The sequence below is a fragment of the Streptomyces nidicola genome (assembly GCF_050106155.1).
Taxonomy (GTDB): domain Bacteria; phylum Actinomycetota; class Actinomycetes; order Streptomycetales; family Streptomycetaceae; genus Streptomyces.
The window spans coordinates 582,898-601,298 of record NZ_JBNBPI010000001.1 but is presented as its reverse complement, the minus strand read 5'-3'; the positions used below and the strand labels follow the sequence as shown (position 1 = coordinate 601,298).

Annotated in this window: 17 protein-coding genes; 10 read left to right on the top strand and 7 right to left on the bottom strand. The window is 71.3% G+C overall.

Annotated features, from left to right (window positions below; all coding sequences use genetic code 11):
* Positions 1 to 12: 12 nt before the first annotated feature.
* Genes ACOKM3_RS02835 through ACOKM3_RS02820 form a run of 4 tightly spaced genes read left to right on the top strand, consistent with a single transcriptional unit; the run spans position 13 to position 3,706 of the window.
* Positions 13 to 1,170 carry an acyl-CoA dehydrogenase family protein gene (locus tag ACOKM3_RS02835; protein ID WP_426896521.1) on the top strand — a complete coding sequence of 386 codons (1,158 nt, stop codon included), beginning with the start codon at positions 13 to 15 and terminating at the stop codon, positions 1,168 to 1,170.
* Positions 1,171 to 1,207: 37 nt separating this feature from the next.
* Complete coding sequence (locus tag ACOKM3_RS02830; RefSeq protein ID WP_426896519.1) at positions 1,208 to 1,966, top strand: 3-hydroxyacyl-CoA dehydrogenase; 759 nt, start codon at positions 1,208 to 1,210, stop codon at positions 1,964 to 1,966.
* A 39-nt stretch (positions 1,967 to 2,005) separates the two neighbouring features.
* Positions 2,006 to 3,166, top strand: a complete 1,161-nt coding sequence (locus ACOKM3_RS02825; protein ID WP_426896517.1) for a thiolase family protein — start codon at positions 2,006 to 2,008, stop codon at positions 3,164 to 3,166.
* A 39-nt stretch (positions 3,167 to 3,205) separates the two neighbouring features.
* The gene (locus tag ACOKM3_RS02820) at positions 3,206 to 3,706 is read left to right on the top strand and encodes a nuclear transport factor 2 family protein (protein WP_426896515.1); all 501 of its coding nucleotides are present in this window, start codon (positions 3,206 to 3,208) and stop codon (positions 3,704 to 3,706) included.
* On the opposite strand, the gene paaI is transcribed toward ACOKM3_RS02820, so the two are convergent.
* A complete protein-coding gene (gene paaI, locus ACOKM3_RS02815) occupies positions 3,687 to 4,067 on the bottom strand; it encodes a hydroxyphenylacetyl-CoA thioesterase PaaI (protein ID WP_426906681.1) in 381 nt (126 codons plus the stop codon). The two genes, ACOKM3_RS02820 and paaI, sit on opposite strands and share 20 nt — an antisense overlap.
* Positions 4,068 to 4,425: 358 nt before the next feature.
* On the opposite strand from paaI, the gene ACOKM3_RS02810 reads away from it, so the two are divergent.
* Positions 4,426 to 5,238: an acyl carrier protein gene (locus ACOKM3_RS02810; RefSeq protein WP_426896513.1), complete on the top strand. Its 813-nt coding sequence runs from the start codon at positions 4,426 to 4,428 to the stop codon at positions 5,236 to 5,238.
* Positions 5,239 to 5,348: 110 nt separating this feature from the next.
* Positions 5,349 to 6,032 carry a GAF and ANTAR domain-containing protein gene (locus tag ACOKM3_RS02805; RefSeq protein ID WP_426906680.1) on the top strand — a complete coding sequence of 228 codons (684 nt, stop codon included), beginning with the start codon at positions 5,349 to 5,351 and terminating at the stop codon, positions 6,030 to 6,032.
* A 37-nt stretch (positions 6,033 to 6,069) separates the two neighbouring features.
* Here the strand turns inward: ACOKM3_RS02805 and ACOKM3_RS02800 are convergent, their stop codons facing one another.
* The gene (locus tag ACOKM3_RS02800) at positions 6,070 to 7,200 is read right to left on the bottom strand and encodes an NDMA-dependent alcohol dehydrogenase (protein ID WP_426896511.1); all 1,131 of its coding nucleotides are present in this window, start codon (positions 7,198 to 7,200) and stop codon (positions 6,070 to 6,072) included.
* Positions 7,201 to 7,459: 259 nt separating this feature from the next.
* Here ACOKM3_RS02800 and ACOKM3_RS02795 point away from each other — a divergent pair, with 259 nt between their 5' ends.
* The 4 genes from ACOKM3_RS02795 to ACOKM3_RS02780 all read left to right on the top strand — a co-directional run bounded on the left by ACOKM3_RS02795 (position 7,460) and on the right by ACOKM3_RS02780 (position 12,169).
* Positions 7,460 to 8,527 (top strand): AraC family transcriptional regulator, encoded by a 1,068-nt coding sequence (locus tag ACOKM3_RS02795; protein ID WP_426896509.1) that lies wholly within the window; start codon positions 7,460 to 7,462, stop codon positions 8,525 to 8,527.
* Between the two features lie 124 nt (positions 8,528 to 8,651).
* Positions 8,652 to 10,214: an acyl-CoA synthetase gene (locus tag ACOKM3_RS02790; RefSeq protein ID WP_426896507.1), complete on the top strand. Its 1,563-nt coding sequence runs from the start codon at positions 8,652 to 8,654 to the stop codon at positions 10,212 to 10,214.
* A complete protein-coding gene (locus tag ACOKM3_RS02785; protein ID WP_426896505.1) occupies positions 10,211 to 11,236 on the top strand; it encodes a phosphotransferase family protein in 1,026 nt (341 codons plus the stop codon). Before ACOKM3_RS02790 ends, ACOKM3_RS02785 begins: the two co-directional genes overlap by 4 nt.
* Positions 11,237 to 11,335: 99 nt before the next feature.
* Positions 11,336 to 12,169, top strand: coding sequence for an aldo/keto reductase (locus tag ACOKM3_RS02780; protein WP_426906679.1), 834 nt, complete (start codon positions 11,336 to 11,338; stop codon positions 12,167 to 12,169).
* Positions 12,170 to 12,192: 23 nt separating this feature from the next.
* Here ACOKM3_RS02780 and ACOKM3_RS02775 read toward each other — a convergent pair whose 3' ends face one another.
* Genes ACOKM3_RS02775 through ACOKM3_RS02755 form a run of 5 tightly spaced genes read right to left on the bottom strand, consistent with a single transcriptional unit; the run spans position 12,193 to position 18,270 of the window.
* Entirely contained in the window at positions 12,193 to 13,119 is a 927-nt protein-coding gene (locus ACOKM3_RS02775; protein WP_426896503.1) for an enoyl-CoA hydratase-related protein, read from the bottom strand.
* Positions 13,120 to 13,162: 43 nt separating this feature from the next.
* Positions 13,163 to 13,993, bottom strand: a complete 831-nt coding sequence (locus ACOKM3_RS02770) for a crotonase/enoyl-CoA hydratase family protein (protein WP_426896501.1) — start codon at positions 13,991 to 13,993, stop codon at positions 13,163 to 13,165.
* A 44-nt stretch (positions 13,994 to 14,037) separates the two neighbouring features.
* Complete coding sequence (locus ACOKM3_RS02765) at positions 14,038 to 15,396, bottom strand: phosphotransferase family protein (RefSeq protein ID WP_426896499.1); 1,359 nt, start codon at positions 15,394 to 15,396, stop codon at positions 14,038 to 14,040.
* Entirely contained in the window at positions 15,393 to 16,586 is a 1,194-nt protein-coding gene (locus tag ACOKM3_RS02760) for an acyl-CoA dehydrogenase family protein (RefSeq protein WP_426896497.1), read from the bottom strand. The genes ACOKM3_RS02765 and ACOKM3_RS02760 overlap by 4 nt, the downstream gene beginning before the upstream one ends.
* A gap of 43 nt (positions 16,587 to 16,629) precedes the next feature.
* Positions 16,630 to 18,270, bottom strand: coding sequence for an AMP-binding protein (locus ACOKM3_RS02755; protein WP_426896495.1), 1,641 nt, complete (start codon positions 18,268 to 18,270; stop codon positions 16,630 to 16,632).
* Positions 18,271 to 18,401 lie beyond the last annotated feature (131 nt).

The window sequence follows — 18,401 nt, the reverse complement described above, 5'->3', positions numbered from 1 at the left end:
GAAGGGGCCGCTGTGCGCCGTACGCTGTTCAACGAGGACCACGAGGCGTTCCGCCGGATGCTGCGGGACTTCATCGCCAAGGAAGTCACCCCCGTCCACCAGGAGTGGGAGGAACAGGGGCACCCACCGCGCGACTTCTACCGCAGGCTCGGCGAGCTGGGCGTGCTCGGCATCCAGGTGCCCGAGGAGTTCGGCGGCGCGGGCGAGGCCAGCCTCAAGTTCGCGGCCGTCGCGGTCGAGGAGACGACACGGGCCGGTGTCACCTTCGGCAACTACTCGGTGCACTCGAATCTGATCCTGCCGTACCTGCTGACGTACGCCACGCAGGAACAGAAGGAGCGCTGGCTGCCCGGCTTCGCCTCCGGCGACCTCATGACGGCGATCGCCATGACCGAGCCCGGCACCGGCTCCGACCTCGCCAACATCCAGACCAGGGCCGAACGCTCCGCCGACGGCACGCACTACGTGCTCAACGGCGCCAAGACGTTCATCACCGGCGGCGCCCTCGCCGACCTGGTCCTCGTCGTCGCGCGCACCGCGCCCTACGATCCCGAGGACCGCCGCGGCGGCCTGTCGATCCTCGTCGTGGAGTCGGCGAGCGAGGGCTTCTCCGTCGGCCGCAAGCTCCAGAAGATCGGGCTCAAGGCCTCCGACACCGCCGAACTCGCCTTCGTGGACGTCAAGGTGCCGGCCGGGAACCTGCTGGGCGAGGAGGGCCAGGGCTTCTCCTACCTGTCCCACAACCTCGCCCAAGAACGCCTGATGATCGCCCTCGGCGGCTCGGGGACGGCCGCGGCGGCTCTGCGCTTCGCCACCGACTACGTGAAGGAACGGACGGTCTTCGGCAAGCCGGTCGCCCACTTCCAGAACACCAAGTTCGTGCTCGCCGAGTGCGCCACCGAGGTCGAGGCCGCCCAGCTGATGGCCGACCGCGCCCTCGAACTGCACGACGAGGGCGAACTCTCCGTCGCCGACGCCGCGAAGGCGAAGCTGTTCTGCACCGAGGTCGCGGGCCGCGTCATCGACAAGTGCCTTCAACTGCACGGCGGTTACGGCTACGTCACCGAGTATCCGATCGCCCGCCTGTACGCCGACACCCGCGTCTCGCGCATCTACGGCGGCACCAACGAGGTCATGAAGACGATCATCGCCAAGTCGCTCGGCCTCTGACTCCCCTCACCGCATCGGCTCCAAGAAGGGACTTGCCATGCAGCTCGACGCCCAGTCCTCCGTCCTGATCACCGGTGGCGCCTCCGGTCTCGGCCGCGCCACCGCCGAGCGGCTCGCCGCCACGGGCGCCAAGGTCGTCATCTTCGACCTGCCCACCTCCGACGGCGAGAACGTCGCCAAGGAACTCGGCGCCACCTTCGTCGCAGGCGACGTCACCAGCGAGGCCGACGCCACCGCCGCCGTCGAGGCCGCCGTCGCGCTCGCCCCGCTGCGCGTCGCCGTCAACTGCGCGGGCATCGGCTCCGCCGGGCGCACCGTCGGCAAGGAGGGCCCGTACGTCCTCGACACCTTCCGCAAGGTCGTCGAGATCAACCTGATCGGCACCTTCAACGTCATCCGCCTCGCCGCGCAGGCCATGACCGGCAACGAACCGGTCGACGGCGAGCGCGGCGTCGTCGTCAACACCGCCTCCGTGGCCGCGTTCGACGGGCAGATCGGCCAGTGCGCGTACTCGGCGTCCAAGGGCGGCATCGTCGGCATGACGCTGCCCATCGCCCGTGACCTCGCGCGCATGAACATCCGCGTGATGACCATCGCGCCCGGCCTGTTCGAGACGCCGCTGCTCGGCCGGCTGCCACAGGAGGCCAAGGACTCGCTCGGCGCGCAGGTGCCGCACCCGGCCCGCCTCGGCCAGCCGGCCGAGTACGCGCACATGGTCGACTCGATCGTCACCAACCCGATGCTCAACGGCGAGACCATCCGCCTCGACGGCGCGATCCGCATGGCCCCGAAGTAGACCGCCCGCCAACCCCCGCACCTCGTAAAGGAGTTCACCATGCGTGACGCAGTCATAGTCGACGCCGTACGCACCCCCGTCGGCAAGGGCAAGCCGGGCGGCGCGCTCTCGGGCATCCACCCCGTCGACCTCTCCGCCCATGTCCTGAAGGCCCTCGCCGAGCGCAACGGCCTCGACCCGGCCGCCGTCGACGACGTCATCTGGGGCTGCGTGTCCCAGGTCGGCGAGCAGGCCGGCGGCGTCGGCCGGTTCGCGGTGCTCGCGGCCGGCTGGCCCGAGTCCGTGCCGGGTCTCACCATCGACCGGCAGTGCGGCTCCTCGCAGCAGTCCGTGCACCAGGCCGCCGCCGGGGTCATCGCCGGTCAGTACGACATCGCCGTCGCGGGCGGCGTCGAGTCCATGTCCCGCGTCCCGATGGGCTCCTCGCGTGCGGGCGGCCAGGCCGGCAAGCCGTTCGGCCCGCTCGTCGGCGAGCGCTACGACCACGTCGTCTTCAATCAGGGCGTCGGCGCCGAGATGATCGCCGAGGAGTTCGGACTCACCCGCGCCGAACTCGACCAGCACGCCGCCGACTCGCACGAGAAGGCCGCCCGCGCCATCGACGAGGGCCGCTTCAAGAACCAGATCACCCCGGTCTCCCTCGCCGACGGCACCCTCTTCGACACCGACGAGGGCGTACGGCGCGGCACGACGGTCGAGAAGCTGGCCGGCCTGAAGACCCCGTTCAAGGAGGACGGGGTCATCTCGGCGGGCAACGCCTCACAGATCTCCGACGGCGCCGCCGCCCTCCTCGTCACCACGTCCGAGGTGGCCGCGCGCAACGGCTGGACGCCGCTGGCCCGCTTCCACACCGGGACCGTCACCGGCGTCGACCCGATCACCATGCTCAAGGGCCCGATCCCGGCCACCGCCAAGGTGCTTCAGCGCGCGGGCCTCTCGCTCGACGACATCGGCACGTACGAGATCAACGAGGCCTTCGCCTCCGTCTCCCTCGGCTGGCAGCGGCAGACGGGCGCCGACTACGCGCGTCTGAACCCCAACGGCGGAGCCATGGCCCTCGGCCACCCCCTCGGCGGCTCCGGCGCCCGCCTGATGACCACACTGGTGCACCACATGAAGGACAATGGCATCCGCTACGGCCTGCAGTCCATGTGCGAGGGCGGCGGCATGGCCAACGCGACGGTGCTCGAACTGCTCTGAGATGCTCCGAGACCGGCTCGGCGGGGAAGGGAGCACACCATGACCGATCACATCAGCCCCGCTCCCGAACCCGCCGGCGCCCGCCCGCCGCTTCCGCCGTTCACACGCGAGACGGCCGTGCAGAAGGTACGTCTGGCGGAGGACGCCTGGAACACTCGCGACCCGCAGCGCGTCTCGCGCGCCTACACACCGGACAGCCAGTGGCGCAACCGCGCCGAATTCCCCACGGGGCGCGCCGAGATCGTCGCCTTCCTCACGCGCAAGTGGAACCAGGAGCTCGACTACCGGCTGATCAAGGAGCTGTGGGCGTTCGACGGCCACCGCATCGCGGTCCGTTTCGCGTACGAGTGTCACGACGACGCGGGCAACTGGAAGCGCGCGTACGGCAATGAGAACTGGGAGTTCGACGACAACGGGCTGATGCGCAGGCGCCACGCCTCCATCAACGACCTGCCGATCGCCGAGAAGGAGCGCGCCTTCCACTGGCCGCTCGGCCGTCGCCTCGACGACCATCCGGGCCTCAGCGACCTGGGTCTCTAGCGACGCTGCGACTGCGCCCCCGGAACTCGGCGATCACCGCGTCCCCGCGCGTCACCCGCACGTCGTACAGGCCGCTGCGGCCGAAGCGGGTGACCTCGTGGGCGGTGGCCTCCAGTACATCGCCCTCGTGCGCCGGCGCGACGAAGGTGATGTCGGCTCCGGAGGCCACGGTGACGGGGCCCTCGCTGTTGCAGGCGCAGGCGAAGGCCGTGTCGGCGAAGAGGAAGACATAGCCGCCGTGGGCGATCCCGTGGCCGTTGACCATGGACGCCGTCACCTTCATCCGGAGCGCGGCATGTCCCGTGCCGTGCTCCCGGAGTTCGATGCCGAGGAGCTGGGAGGCCAGGTCCGCGGCGAACATGCGCTCCGCGGGGCCCGGTTCGTCGGATTCCGTCACGCTGTCTTCCCTCCCGGTCACTGCGCCGACCGACCATTCGGTGTGTGGTGGAGCCAAGCAATCAAGACGGGTAGGGCTTGTCAAGGGCTCCGAGGAGGGAGCGGCCGTGGGTGTGTCCCGTGAGCGACATCCAGGTGAACGCGGAACCCGGGCAAAACGGTCCCTCGCCACAGCCGTGTAACGGCGCCCGTACCGCGGGCAACTGGCGCCCCACCCCGTTCATCGAACCGTGTGTGATGCACACACGCGCCGTGGTGGGACCGGTACCGCCCGGCGCAACTCCTCACGAACTGACCGAACTTGGAGTTGAACCGTGCGAACCGTGCCCAGAAACACCCTCCCGAAGCGGACGGCCGCCCTCGCCGCGCTGCTGCTCGCCGCAGGCGCCCTGTCCGCTCCCGTCGCCTCGGCGCGGAGCGCGGACGCCGCGCCCGGCGACGCCTACGTCCTTCGCGTGACCACCAATCCGACCAGTACCGACTACGACAACCGCCGCGTCGATGTCACCGGCACCGTCACCAAGGCCGACGGCACCCCGGCGCCGAACATCCCCGTCACCGTCAAGGAGACCGTCCGCTTCACCACCTGGAACCCGTGGGGCGACCCGATCGACCCGAACTACTACGAGCCGCGGGAACTGGGCACGCCGGTCAGTGACGCCAAGGGGAAGTTCACCATCCCGGACGTCAGCATCGACCACGTGGGCGCGAGCAGCCTGCTCAACGCCGAGCACGAGGTGCAGATCTCGGCCCTCTACGACGAGGACGGAGACCTCGACACCCCGCAGGACGGCTACTACGCGGACACCACCGTGGGCGTCGAGACGAAGTCCAGCACCGTCAGCTACCAGGTCAACAAGCGGAAGGTGAAGGCGGGCGACATCCTGACCGTCCAGGGCAGGGTCACCACACCCCAAGGAGTCGACCCCTACGACACCGAGGTCTTCCTGCAGACGTACTGGGAGAGCCAGTACGACGTGAAGACGACCACCGAACACGACGGCTTCTTCGTGATGTCCGTGCGCGTCGACAGCGACGACAGCAAGTTCGTGCTGCGCACGGCCCCGCGGGACCTCTACGTGGCCGGAGCGGAGAAGACGCTCCCGGTCACCAACACCTCGGCGACGACCGGCTGACACACCCCTGGCCCGTCCGCCCCGGACCGCGACAGGTTCCGGCCGGGGCGGACGTGGCAGGCTTGGCCCGTCGCAAGGAACGTATGTACCCCGAAGCCGAGGAGCTCGACATGGAATGGCGTGAGTTCGCCCTGAATATGGCGTCCATGGCGCGCGAACTCCTGGCACAGGAGTCCGTGGACGCGACGTTGCACAAGATCACCACATGGGCCGTCGACCAGGTCGAGGGCTGCGACTCGGCCGGCATCCTCGTTCTGCGCAAGGGGAAGGTCGAAACGCTCGCTGCCACCGATCAGCTGGTCGTCGACAGCGACCGGCTCCAGGGCCGCCTCCAAGAGGGGCCGTGCTTCGACGCGGCCCGCACCCGGCACCCCGTGTTCCGCCTCAAGGATCTCTCGACCGAGACGACACGCTGGCGCTCGTACGCCCCGCGCGCCCACGAACTCGGTATCGGCAGCATGATGGGATTCCTGCTCTACACCGAGAACGAGGGCGACCTCGGGGCTCTCAACCTCTACTCCAAGAAGCCGGGGGCGTTCACGGAGGCCAGTGAGACCGCCGGCTGGCTCCTCGCCTCGCACGCCGCCGTCGCCTTCTCCAGCGCCCGCGAACACGCCTCCCTGTACCGCGCCGTGGAGACCCGGCATGTCATCGGCGAGGCCATGGGCATCCTCATGGCAGGACACGACCTGACCGAGGCGGAGGCGTTCGCCACACTGCGCCGCTACTCGCAGGAGAACAACGTCAAACTCCGCGACGTGGCCCGCCAGGTCAGCGAACGGGGCGGCCTGTGACCCTCCAGGGACCCGCCCCTCGCCGGCCCGTCGTGGCTCAGTGGTCGGCGTCGGTGTAACGGACCACGCCGCGCAGGTTCTTGCCGTCCCGCATGTCCTGGTAGCCCTGGTTGATCTCCTCCAAGCGGTAGGTCCGCGTGGTGAGTTCGTCCAGCTTGAGCTTCCCGGCGCGGTACTGCTCGAGGAGGCGCGGGATCTGGGTGCGCGGGCTGATGCCGCCGAAGATGGCGCCCTGGATCCGCTTCTGCATCAGCGCCAGGTCGAAGAGCCCGACCTTGGCGTCGATCTGCGTCATGTCCGCGATGGCCGTCACGATGACCTGGCCGCCCTTGGCGGTCATCGCGAGCGCCGGCGCCAGCTGGTCGCCCTGGAGTTCGCCGACGGTCAGGATGACGGTGTGGGCCTGCGCGCCCCAGGTCAGCTCGGCGACGGGACCCGCGGCCTCCTCCATGGAGGCGAAGGTGTGCGTGGCGCCGAACTCCCGTGCCTTGTCCCGCTTGAACTCGACCGGGTCCACCGCGATCACGAACCGCGCGCCTGCCGCCGCCGCGCCCTGCACCGCGTTGATGCCGACGCCGCCGACACCCACGATCACGACCGTGTCGCCGGGCCGGGTGTCGCCGATGGAGACGGCGGAGCCCCAGCCCGTGGAGACGCCGCAGCCCAGCAACGCGGCCGTCTCCAGCGGCACATCCTTCTCGATCTTGATGACGGAGGACTGGCTGACGGTGACGTACGGGGCGAACGTGCCCAGCAGACACATCGGCGTGACCGGGTCGCCGCCCGCGGTGCGCGTCCGGAACGTGTTGTCGGCGATGGACTGCCCGGTGAGCAGGTTGGCACCCTGGTCGCACAGGTTCTGCAGACCCTGCGAACACGGGCGACAGACACCACAGGCCGGGATGAAGCCGAGGACGGCGTGGTCGCCCACCTCGACGCCGGAGACACCCGGGCCGACCTTCGTCACGACACCCGCGCCCTCGTGCCCGCCGAGGAGCGGGTAGGAGGCGGCGAGGTTCGCCCCGCCCCGGAAGTGCTCGTCGGAGTGGCACAAGCCCGAGGCGGCCAGGCGCAGTTGCACCTCGCCCGCGACCGGGTCGCCGACCTCGATCGGCTCGACCGTCCAGTCCTCGCCGGGCTTGTGGAGCAGGGCTCCTTTGGTCCGCATGCGCATCCTCCCTGCTTCGGCAACGTCGCCGCGCCCGACCGCGCCCTCGTCACGAACCACCGGACGGCCGGACAGGGCCGGACACACTTGCCTCACGCTAGGGCGGCACGCCCGAGCGCCTCCATGACCAAAGCGGACAAGGCCGGGACAGATTCGGACACGCAGCCGGGTTGTGGCCGCCGAGAGCACCGTGCTGTCATGAACTCCCCTGACGGGTGCGGGCGTTGGCCGTGTGACGGCGGGAAACGGAGGGCCGGTCATGACCGTGCCGGTGGACACGGCTGCCGCGCAGCCGGAGGTCATCGCCGAGGGATTCACCGACTGGGACTTTCCGCGCGCCGCCTCGGGCGTCGTCCTGCTGCTCGACTTCGCCGCGGAACGGGGCCTCGCCGCCGCCGACTGCCTCGCGGGCACGGGCATCGAAGCGGCCTATCTCGGCGACCCGCACCACCTCGTCGAGGCCTCGCAGGAGATCGCCGTCGTCCGCAATCTGCTGCACGGGCTCGGCGACCGCCCGGGGCTCGGCATCGAGGTCGGGGCCCGCTACCACGTCACCACGTTCGGCCTGTTCGGCTACGCGCTGCTCAGCGCCCCGACGATGCGCGAGGTGTTCCGGTACGGGCTGCGGTACTCGGCGCTCACCTTCGGCTTCGCCCGGCACAGCGCCGTCGTGGACGCGGCGGGCGACGTCCTGCACCGCATGGACGGCGGCCGGATCCCCGCCGACGTACGGCGCTTCCTCGTCGAACGGGACTGCGCCGCCAACATCGTCCTCGGCCGACAGGTGTTCGCCGGCGGCCCGCCCGTCCCGCTGCGCCGCGTCGACCTCGCCTTCCCCGCGCCGCCGGGCGCCGCGCGGCCCACGGTGCTCGACGTGCCGGTCCGCTACGGCGCCGCGACGACCGCCCTCGTCTACGACAGCGGCATCCTCGACAGCCCGCTGCCGCACGGCAATCCGCACACCGCGCAGATCTGCCGGGAGCTGTGCGAACGGCTCGTGGCGCAGCGGGCGGGCGCGAGCGGCGCGGCCCGCACGGTGCGCAGGCAGCTGCTCGCGGGAGGCGGCCCCGACCCCGGCATCGAGCACGTCGCGCGCCGGATGAACATCACCTCGCGCACCCTGCGCCGCAGGCTCGCGGCCGAGGGCACCACCTACCGGCGCCTGCTCGACGACGTACGGCTCACCCTCGTACAGGACGGTCTGCGGGACGAGCGGCTGTCCGCCACCGAGCTGGCGCACCGGCTCGGCTACTCGGAGCCGTCGAGCTTCATGCGGGCCTTCCGCCGCTGGACGGCCGCCGACTCCGGTCGCTCCGAGGGAAGTTGAACCGGGCCCGCCCGCCCTGAACGAACGATCAATTCATTCCGTCGTACGTCTTGCTGCCGCCTCGCGGGGTGACTTAGAAAGAGTCCACGGCCACCGGCGTTCACGTCCATGCGAAAGGCGTCCCGTGTATCCAGGTGCCCATGCCGAGAGTGATCCGCAGCGTCCCGCCGTCATCATGGCGTCGACCGGCGAGCAGCTGACGTACGGGGAGCTGGACGAACGCTCCGTCCGGCTCGCCCATGTGTTCCGGGAGGCGGGCCTGCGCCGCGGCGACGTGGTCGCGCTGCTCACCGACAACTCGATCCACGCGTACGAGGTCTACTGGGCGGCGGTCCGCTCCGGCTTCTACATCACCCTCGTCAACCACCATCTGTCCGCGCCCGAGGTCGCGTACATCGTGGGCGATTCCGGCGCCGCCGCGCTGGTCGTCTCGGACGCCCTGGCCGATCTGGCGCGGGAGGTCGCGGGCCTGATCCCCGACACCGTCCGTGTGCGGCTCGCCTACGGCGGGAGCGTCGACGGGTACGGGGACTACGCGGCGGCGCTTGCGGGGGCGTCCGCCGAGCCGCCGGCCGACCAGCCGCGCGGCGCCGATCTGCTCTACTCCTCCGGAACCACCGGCCGCCCCAAGGGCATCCGCCCCGAGCTGCCGGACCGCCAGGTCGGCGAGGCGGGCGACACGCTCGTCGAACTGCTGCGCCTGTTCTACGGCTTCGACAAGGACGCGGTGTACCTGTCGCCCGCGCCCGTCTACCACGCGGCGCCGCTGCGCTACGGCGCCTCCGTGCACGCGCTCGGCGGGACGGTCGTCATGATGGAGCGCTTCGGCCCCGAGGACGCGCTGCGCGCCATCGAGCGGTACCGCATCACGCACAGCCAATGGGTGCCGACCCACTTCATCCGCCTGCTGCGGCTGCCCGAGAAGGTGCGCACCGCCTACGACCTCTCCAGCCACAAGGTCGTCGTGCACGCCGCCGCGCCCTGCCCGCCGGACGTCAAGCGCGCGATGATCGACTGGTGGGGGCCGAAGCTGTACGAGTACTACTCCGCGACCGAGGGGATCGGCATGACGCTGATCACCTCCGAGGAGTGGCTGACCAAGCCGGGTTCGGTCGGCCGGCCCATCCTCGGGCAGCCGCGGATCTGCGACGACGAGGGCCGCGTGCTGGCCGCGGGGGAGACCGGCACCGTCTACTTCGCGCGCGAGGGCGACGGCAGCTTCGAGTACCTCGGTGACGCCGAGAAGACCAAGGGCGCCCAGCACCCGGAGCACGCGGACTGGGTGACGCTCGGCGACGTGGGCCATCTCGACGAGGACGGCTACCTCTTCCTCACCGACCGCCGAACCTTCATGATCATCTCGGGCGGGGTGAACATCTACCCGCAGGAGATCGAGAACGTCCTCGCCCTGCACCCCGACATCACCGACGTCGCGGTGATCGGCGTCCCGGACCCCGAGATGGGCGAGGCGGTCAAGGCGGTGGCGCAGCCCGCGCCGGGGGTGACACCGGGCCCGGACCTGGAGGAGCGCCTGATCGCGTACGTACGGGAACGGATCGCGCACTACAAGGCGCCGCGCAGCGTGGACTTCGTGGACGAACTGCCGCGCACACCTACGGGCAAGCTGGTCAAGGGAAAACTCAAGGCGCGCTATGCGCAGTCGGCCGAGCGAGAGGGCCGGGCATGACGACGGCAGGCGTCGAGCCCGCGGTGGCCGAGTGGGTGGCCGCACACGTCCCCGGCGTCGTCCCTCCGCTCACCTTCGACCTCGTGTCCGGCGGCCGATCGAACCTCACCTACCGGGTCACCGACGCGAGCGGCACGGTGCGGGCGCTGCGCAGGCCGCCGACGGGCGGCGTCCTGAGCACCGCGCACGACATGAGCCGCGAGTGGCGCTTCCTGACCGCCCTGGCGCCCACCGCGGTACCGGTGCCCGCGCCGCTCGCCTACTGTGCGGACGCCTCGGTCACCGGGGCGGAGTTCTACGTGATGGACTTCGTCGACGGTACGGTGGGCGCCGACCAGGACGCGGTGCGGGACTGGCCGGAGCGGGCCCGCCGCCGGGCCGGCGCGAGCCTCGTGGAGGTCCTTGCCGCGCTGCACGAGCTCGACCCCGCCGAGGCCGGCCTGGGCGACATGGCGCGCCCCCGCGGCTACGTCGAACGCCAACTGCACCGCTGGCAGCGGCAGGTGCACCGCTCGGGCGCACCCGACCTGAAGCTCCTCGACACGGTGCACGACGCGCTGCTCGCCCGCGTACCGACGCAGCGCACGGGAATCGTGCACGGCGACTTCCGCCCGGGCAACCTCTCCTTCGCGCCCGACGGCACGGTGGTCGCCGTGCTCGACTGGGAACTGGCCACGCTGGGCGACCCGTTGGCCGACCTCGGCTGGCTCGTCTCGACCTGGGAGCAGCCGGGCGACACGGTCCCGCCGACGACGGCCGGACCGAGCGCCGCTCCCGGCTTCTGCAGCCGCGCCGACCTGATCGACGCGTACGCGAAGGCCTCCGGCGTCGACGTGTCCCACCTGCCGTACTACGTGGCGTTCTCCCGCTGGCGCTCGGCGTGCATCGGAGCCGGGGTCGCGGCCCGCTTCGCGGCGGGCGTGATGGGCGAGAACGAATTGCCGGTCCAGGAGCTGGAACGCCAGGTCCTGCGCCAGAGCGAGGCCGCGTACGAGGCGGTGGGCGACCTCGGAGGGCTCTGACGCCGATGGACATCGATCGTCACTGATCGGCACTGATGCCGAGGCCAACTGCCCTGTTAGCGTTGCCCCTTGAGTGAGGGGAGAGGGCGCGACGTGACAGTGAATGCGTTTCACATCGGCGGGGATCTGGAAGTGCGGCGGCTGGGATTCGGGGCCATGCACCTGCCCACGGAGCCTGGCCCGGCCCGCGAGAACTCCCTCGCGGTCGCCCGACGGGCCGTCGAGCTGGGCGTCACACTGATCGACACCGCGTACATGTACGGCGGGGGAGCCAACGAGGAACTCCTGGTCGAAGCCCTGCACCCCTACCCCGACGAGCTGCTCGTCACCACGAAGGTCGGGGTCGCCCGGTCGGGTCCTTCGGGCGAGTGGAAGCTCGACGGGCGGCCGGACGTCCTGCGCGACCAGGTCGAGCGGGCACTGCTCCGGCTGCGCGTCGAGCGGATCGAGCTGCTTCAGCTGCACCGCATCGACCCCGAGACACCGCTCGCCGACCAGGTGGGCACGCTGAGGGACCTGCGGGACGAGGGCAAGATCGGCCGGATCGGCCTCTCCGAGGTGACCGTCGACGAACTCGACAGGGCACGCGGGATCGTCGACATCGCGAGCGTGCAGAACCGGTACAACCTGCTCGACCGCGAGCACGAGCCCGTGCTCGCGGCCTGCACGGCTGCAGGAATCGCGTTCCTGCCGTGGCGTCCCGTCGCCTGGGGCGGTTCGGGAGCGACCGCCGAGGTCGCCGCCGTGGCGGCGGAACTCGACGCCACTCCCACCCAGGTGGCACTCGCGTGGCTCCTCGGCCACTCACCGGTCGTCCTCCCCATCCCCGGCACCGCCCGCCTGGACCACCTGGAGGAGAACGTCGCCGCGGAACACCTACAGCTGACCCCGGCGCAGCGCGACCGTCTCGACGCGCTGTGCGAGGCGGCGTAGCGAACGCGGCACCAGAGGTGTGCTCAGCGCACATCCTCCGGCGGCTCGGGCCACGCGGGCAGCGTGTCCGTGTGGTCGGCGAGGGTTGCCGGGAACTTCGGCGGGCGCTTCTCCAGGAACGATGTGACGCCCTCGGCGGCGTCGGGCCCCTGGCCGAGGCGGACCATGGCCGCCGAGTCGAGGCGGTGCGCGTCCCACGGCGAGGCCGCGCCGAGCATCGACCACATCAGGCGGCGCGCGTGGGCGACCGAGACGGCGGAGGTGTTCTCGGCGATCTCGGCGGCCAGCGCGTACGCGGTCGGCAGGAGTTCGTCGTCCGGGACGACCCGCGAGACGAGGCGCCCTGCGAGGGCCTCGGCCGCGTCGAAGAGCCGGCCGGTGGCCACCCACTCCATCGCCTGCGAGATGCCCACGACCCGCGGCAGGAACCAGCTGGACGCCGCCTCCGGGACCAGACCGCGGCGGGCGAACACGAAGCCGAAGCGGGCCGACTCCCCGGCGATCCGGATGTCGGCAGGCAGCGTCATCGTCGAACCGACGCCCACCGCGGGCCCGTTGACCGCCACGATGACCGGTTTCACGCTGGCCGCGATGCGCAGCGCCACACACCCGCCGCCGTCGCGCGGCGCGCCGTCGATGGTGCCGAAGTCCGTACGCCCGCCCTCCCGTCCGGCCGCCCGGTGGTCGAACGTGGACGCGCCGCCCGCCAGGTCGGCGCCCGCGCAGAACCCACGCCCCGCGCCGGTCACGACCACGGCTCGGACCGTGTCGTCGGCGTCGGTCACGTCGAACGCGGCGATCAACTCCGCGGCCATGATGTGCGTGAAGGCGTTCAGCCGCTCGGGCCGGTACAGGGTGATGGTGGCGACGTGGTCGGCGATCCGCAGCTGGATCTGCGTGAAGTCGGTGCCCACGTCGGTGGCTTCGGTGGCCCGCTGAGCGTCGGTCATGTCGTTGTCCTCAAATCCTCAAGTCCGTTGTGAGTAAAGGGAGTCAGCTGTCCGTGAAGCGGGGGGCCCGTTTCCCGAAGCGGGCGGCGACCGCTTCGACCTGGTTCGGGCTGCCGATGAGCGCGCCGATCTCCTTCTGTTCCTCGGCGAAGCCGGTCGCGAGGTCGGTGCGGCCCGCGAGGTCGAGGAGCCGCTTGGAGGCGCGTACGGCGTCCGGGCTCTGCGCCGCGATCCGGGCAGCGGTCTCCAGCGCGGCGGCCACCGGATCGTCCGCCGTGTAGGTGGCAAGGCCGATGCGTGCGGCCTCCTCGCCGCCCACGGTGCGGGCGGTGAAGGTCAGTTCCTTCGCCACGTCGCGGCCCACGAGCTCGGGCAGCAGCTGGGTTCCCGTCATGTCCGGCACCAGGCCCCACGCGACCTCGAACACACTCAGCCGGGCATCCGGCGCGACGATGCGGATGTCGGCGCCGAGCGCGAGCTGCAGCCCGCCGCCGAGCGCGTTGCCGCGCAGCGCGGCGATCACCGGCACGGGCAGCTCGGCCCAGACGTACGCGGCGCGCTGCCCGGCCGCCTGCGCGGGCCCGTCCGACGGCGGCAGCGCGGCGAGCCCCGAAAGGCGCTCCCCGTTCCGCATCGCCTGGAAGGAGGTGAAGTCGAGCCCGGCGCAGAAGTCGGGCCCCTCGCCGGACAACACCACGGCCCTGACGCCCTCTTCGGTCTTCAGCCGCTCGCCCGTGGCGACGAGCGCCTCGAACATGGCCGGGTCGAGCGCGTTGCGCTTCTCGGGCCGGTTGAGCCGTACGTCGGCGACGCCGTCGGTCACGGTGACCGTCACCCGCTGAGCCGTTTCGGGGTCGGTCCTTGTGCTGGTCATGCGTGTGCTCCTCGGTTCTCGTTCCTACGGGTTCGGGGTGGCGGTCATCGGGCGACCTGTGCGGCGTACGCCGGGTTGGCGACCGCCAGCTTGTCCGTGACTCCTCCTCGTACGACTTCGAGGACCGCCGCGTCGTGCGCCGGTACGGCCCCGTCGCGGATCGCCTCCGCGAGGGCGCGGTCGTCGGCGAGGCCGAGCGCGGCCAGGCGGCGGGCGTGGGTCTCGGCCTGGGCGGGCGCGAGCAGCGCCTCGCGGCGGGCGATGGCGACGGCGTTGGCCGCCACCTTCGACAGGAAGCGCAGCCGGGGATCGCCCGCCGTCTCCCCGGTCAGGAAGGTCTGGACGGAACGCAGCAGCGCGTCGGCACCGGGCCGGTCGTGCGGGGGCGCGGCGGTGGTGTCTTCGCGGCCGGCGAGGACGTCGGGCACCGGTCCGGGTTCGGTGACGCCGAGCGCGAGCAGCACGTCGTACTCCTGCTCGCAGACCTTGCGCCCCAACACGGCGTACTCGACGGACTGTTCGGCGCCGGACAGGAAGCGCTCGGCCTGCATACGGCACAGCACCGCCCAGCGGAGCGTGCCGTACACCTCCCACCAGTGCAGCTCGTCCTCACCCGGGCGGCTCCCCGCGATCTCGGCGTACCCGGCGAGCAGCTCCTCGCGCGGGCCGAAGCCGCCCACCGGCTCCGCCGCCCCGAACCGCCATGCCTTCACGCACAGCCAGCCCAGGTCCTCGACGGGATCGCCGACGTGGGTGAGCTCCCAGTCGAGGACGGCGCGCACACCAGTCTCGTCGATCATGAGGTTGCCGTTGCGGAAGTCGCCGTGCACGACGCAGGACGGGCGGGCGGTCGGCGGCCGGTGGTCGGCGAGCCACCGCAGGCCGAGTTCGAGCGTCGGACGCGGGTCCTCGAACTGGCGGTAGAGGTCCGTCAGTTGGTGCAGTGGGTCGCTCGCGGGCAGGTCCGGGACGGACGCGACCGGGATGGTGTGGATGCGCGCGAGGATGCGGCCGAGCTCGCGTGTCAGCTTCGGGCGCACGGCCGCGAACCGCTCGTCCCGCAGCAGTCGGCGCGGGATCGTCTCACCCTCGACGCGCTCCATGAGCAGGTGGGTGCGGCCGAGCACGACGCCATGGTCGACGAGCCGGGGCACGGGTACCCCGGCCTCGGCCGCCACCGCCAGGACCGCGGCCTCCCGCGCCATCACCTCGGGACTCGGCTTGGCCGGTGGGTCGCAGCGCAGGATCAGGGGGTACGTGATGCCGTCGGCCGCCGTGGCATCGAGGGAGAAGGTGTCCCGGCTGGCGCCACCGGACAGTCGACGCCAGCCCTCGACCGCCACGGGCCCGCCCCACGACTCGGCCAGCCGGGCCCGCAGTTCCTCCCGCAACGCTTCACTCACGCGGGCAGCCCCGCCCACGGCGCCTTGCTCACGTCGGCGAGCAGCTTGCGCGCGACGACCATCCGGTGCACCTCGTCGGGGCCGTCGTAGATGCGCGCGTAGCGGGCGCGCCGGTACATGCCCTCCAGCGGGGTGTCGGCGGTGACGCCGAGCGCGCCGTGCACCTGGATGGCCCGGTCGACGACGTTGTGCAGGACCTGCGCACCCCAGAACTTCACCATGCTGATCTCCAGGCGGGCCTGCCCGTCCTGGTCGTAGCGGCGTGCCGCGTCCAGCGTCATCAGGCGGGCGGCCTGGATCTCGGCGGCCGACTCGGCGACGTAGCGCCGGATCTCGCCCTTCTCGGCCAGCAACGAACCATGCGCGTAACGGGTGTTGGCCCGATCGACCATCAACTCGAAGGCACGCTGCGCCTGTCCGAGCCAGCGCATGCAGTGGAAGATGCGGCCGGGACCGAGGCGGCGCTGCGCGATGGTGAACCCCTCGCCGCGCTCGCCGAGGAGATGGTCGGCGGGGACACGTACGTCGGTGAGGCGCAGTTCGCAGTGGTCGCCCTCCGTGTCGCCCATCGTCTCCAGGACGCGGGAGATCTCCAGGCCCGGCGTGCCGGCCGGGACGATGATCGCGGAGACGGCGCCGTGCGGGCTCGCGGCGTCCTCGTCGGTGCGGGCGAAGACCGTGGTGAAGGCGGCCCGGCTGGCCCCCGTGGTGAACCACTTGTGGCCGTTGATGACCCACTCGTCGCCGTCGAGCACGGCCGTCGTCGCGATCCGGGTGGGGTCGGATCCTGCCACCTCCGGCTCGGTGAGCCCGACGCTCGGGCTGATCTCGGCATTGACGAGCGGCTTCAGCCAGCGCTCGCGCTGCGCCCGTGAGGCGTACAGGTCGAGCATGATGGAGTCCTGCATGGTGTACGTGCCGACGGCCAACTGGCCGTACTCGGAACGCCCGATGATTTCGTTGACGAGTGCGAACTCGTACAACGGCAGCCCCTTGCCGCCGAGTTCGGCCGGGTGGCCGAGGATCCACAGGTCCAGCTTCTTCGCCCGCTCCTGAAGGGCCGCGAGCGTGGCGCGGGCCTCAGGGGTGCGGCCGGCGAGCGCCTTCTCGGCGGGGATCACCTCGTCGTCGATGAAGGCGGCCATCCGGGCGCGCAGTTCCGTCAGATCTTCATGTGTCAGGTCAGGCATGCGGATCCGTCCAGTCGGAGGGGCGGGCGTCGGGGGAGTCCTGTCAGTCGCGGGCGGACTCGCGCAGCCGCACCTTGAGCACCTTCCCTGCGGCATTGCGCGGCAGCGCCTCGATGACGACGACCGAGGTCGGCTTCTTGTACGAGGCGAGCCGTTCGCGGCAGTGGTCGGTGATGTCCGCCTCGGTGGGCGGATCGGCCGGGTCCCTCGGCACGACGTACGCGCGCGGGGTCTCCACCCACTCGGGGTGCGGCACACCCACCACGGCCACCTCGGCCACCTTGGGATGCTGGTCGATGACGGCCTCCACCTCGGCGGAGTAGATGTTCTCGCCGCCCGAGATGATCATGTCCTTCTTGCGGTCGACGACGTAGATGTAGCCCTCGTCGTCCATCCGGCACAGGTCACCGGAGTGGAACCAGCCGCCCTCGAACGCCTCGGCGGTGGCCTCCGGGTTGTTCCAGTAGCCCAGCATCAGATTGCCGCCGCGGTAGACGATCTCGCCGACCTCGCCCACGGGGACGTCCCGCATCTCCTCGTCCACGATCCGCGCGTCCACATGGCGTACCGGCTTGCCGACGGAGCCGAGCTTGCGCACCGCGTCCGCGCCGTCGAGGTAGCAGGTCACCGAGGCCATCTCGGTCTGGCCGAAGGCGCTCCTGATGACGACGCCGGGGAACGTGTCGTTCATCGCCTCCAGGACGGAGGGCGGTGCGGCGGACGCGCCCCAACTCATGCTGTTCAGCACGAGCTTGCGGTCCCGGATGCCCGGCACCTCGCAGATCGCCTTCCACTGGCTTGGCACGAGGAAGCAGCCGGTGATCCGCTCCCGCTCCAGCAGGTCGACCGTCTCGGCGGCGTCGAAGCCGACGGTGGCGCCGATGACCGTGCAGGTGCCGTAGAGCATGGAGGCGACGACCGAGTCGACGCCCGCGATGTGGAACATCGGAATGTTCAGCAGGCTCCGGTCGGTGGGCCTCGGCGCCTGCACCTCCACCATGTGCAGGGTGTTCACGACCAGGTTGAGGTGGCTGAGCACGGCTCCCTTGGAACGGCCCGTGGTTCCCGAGGTGTACATCAGGAACGCCGGGTCGTTCTCGTCGACGTCGGCCTCGACGGGGCTGTCGTCGTACGCCTCGCGCACCGCGGTGAGGCTCTCCGTGCCCTCCGGTGCGCTGCTCGCGGCTTCGGCGAGGTGCAGCACCCGGCAGTCGGAGCCGGCCAGGCGCCGCGCCTCCAGGCCCAGTTCGGTCAGTGGCTCGTCGACCACGAACACGGTCGGCGTGCAGTCGGCGAGGACATGGGCCACCTCGGCGGGAACCAGTCGGAAGTTGATCGGCACGGCGATCGCGCCGAGCCGCAGCGCGGCGAACCACACCTCGACCGTCTCCATCCGGTTGGTGGTCAGCGCGGCGACCCGGTCGCCCGGCCCGACCCCCCGGGCGGCGTAGGCACGCGCGAGCCGGTTCACCCGCGCGTCGAGGGCGGCGTAGGTGATCTCCCGGCCCCGGTGGCGCAGGGCAGGGGCGGTGGGCGTGCGCCGCGCCTGGCGCGCCAGTTGGTGGGCGAGCGAGAGACGGCGACCGGCCCGCAGGGACGCGTCGGGCGAGGGGACGGGCAGTGTGGTGGGACCGGATGTGTCGGGTGCGTCAGCGGCTTCAGTTGCTTCGGTCGCGTTGGACACGCGGGGCTCCCGTCGACGGCTGCCGGGCGGCCCGGGCCACCCCGGCCGCGGCGGCCTGCGGGGACCCGATCCAGGACTGATCGAACGTTAAGAGGCGCGCGGACCTTCGACAACCCCCGCGGCGCGAAACG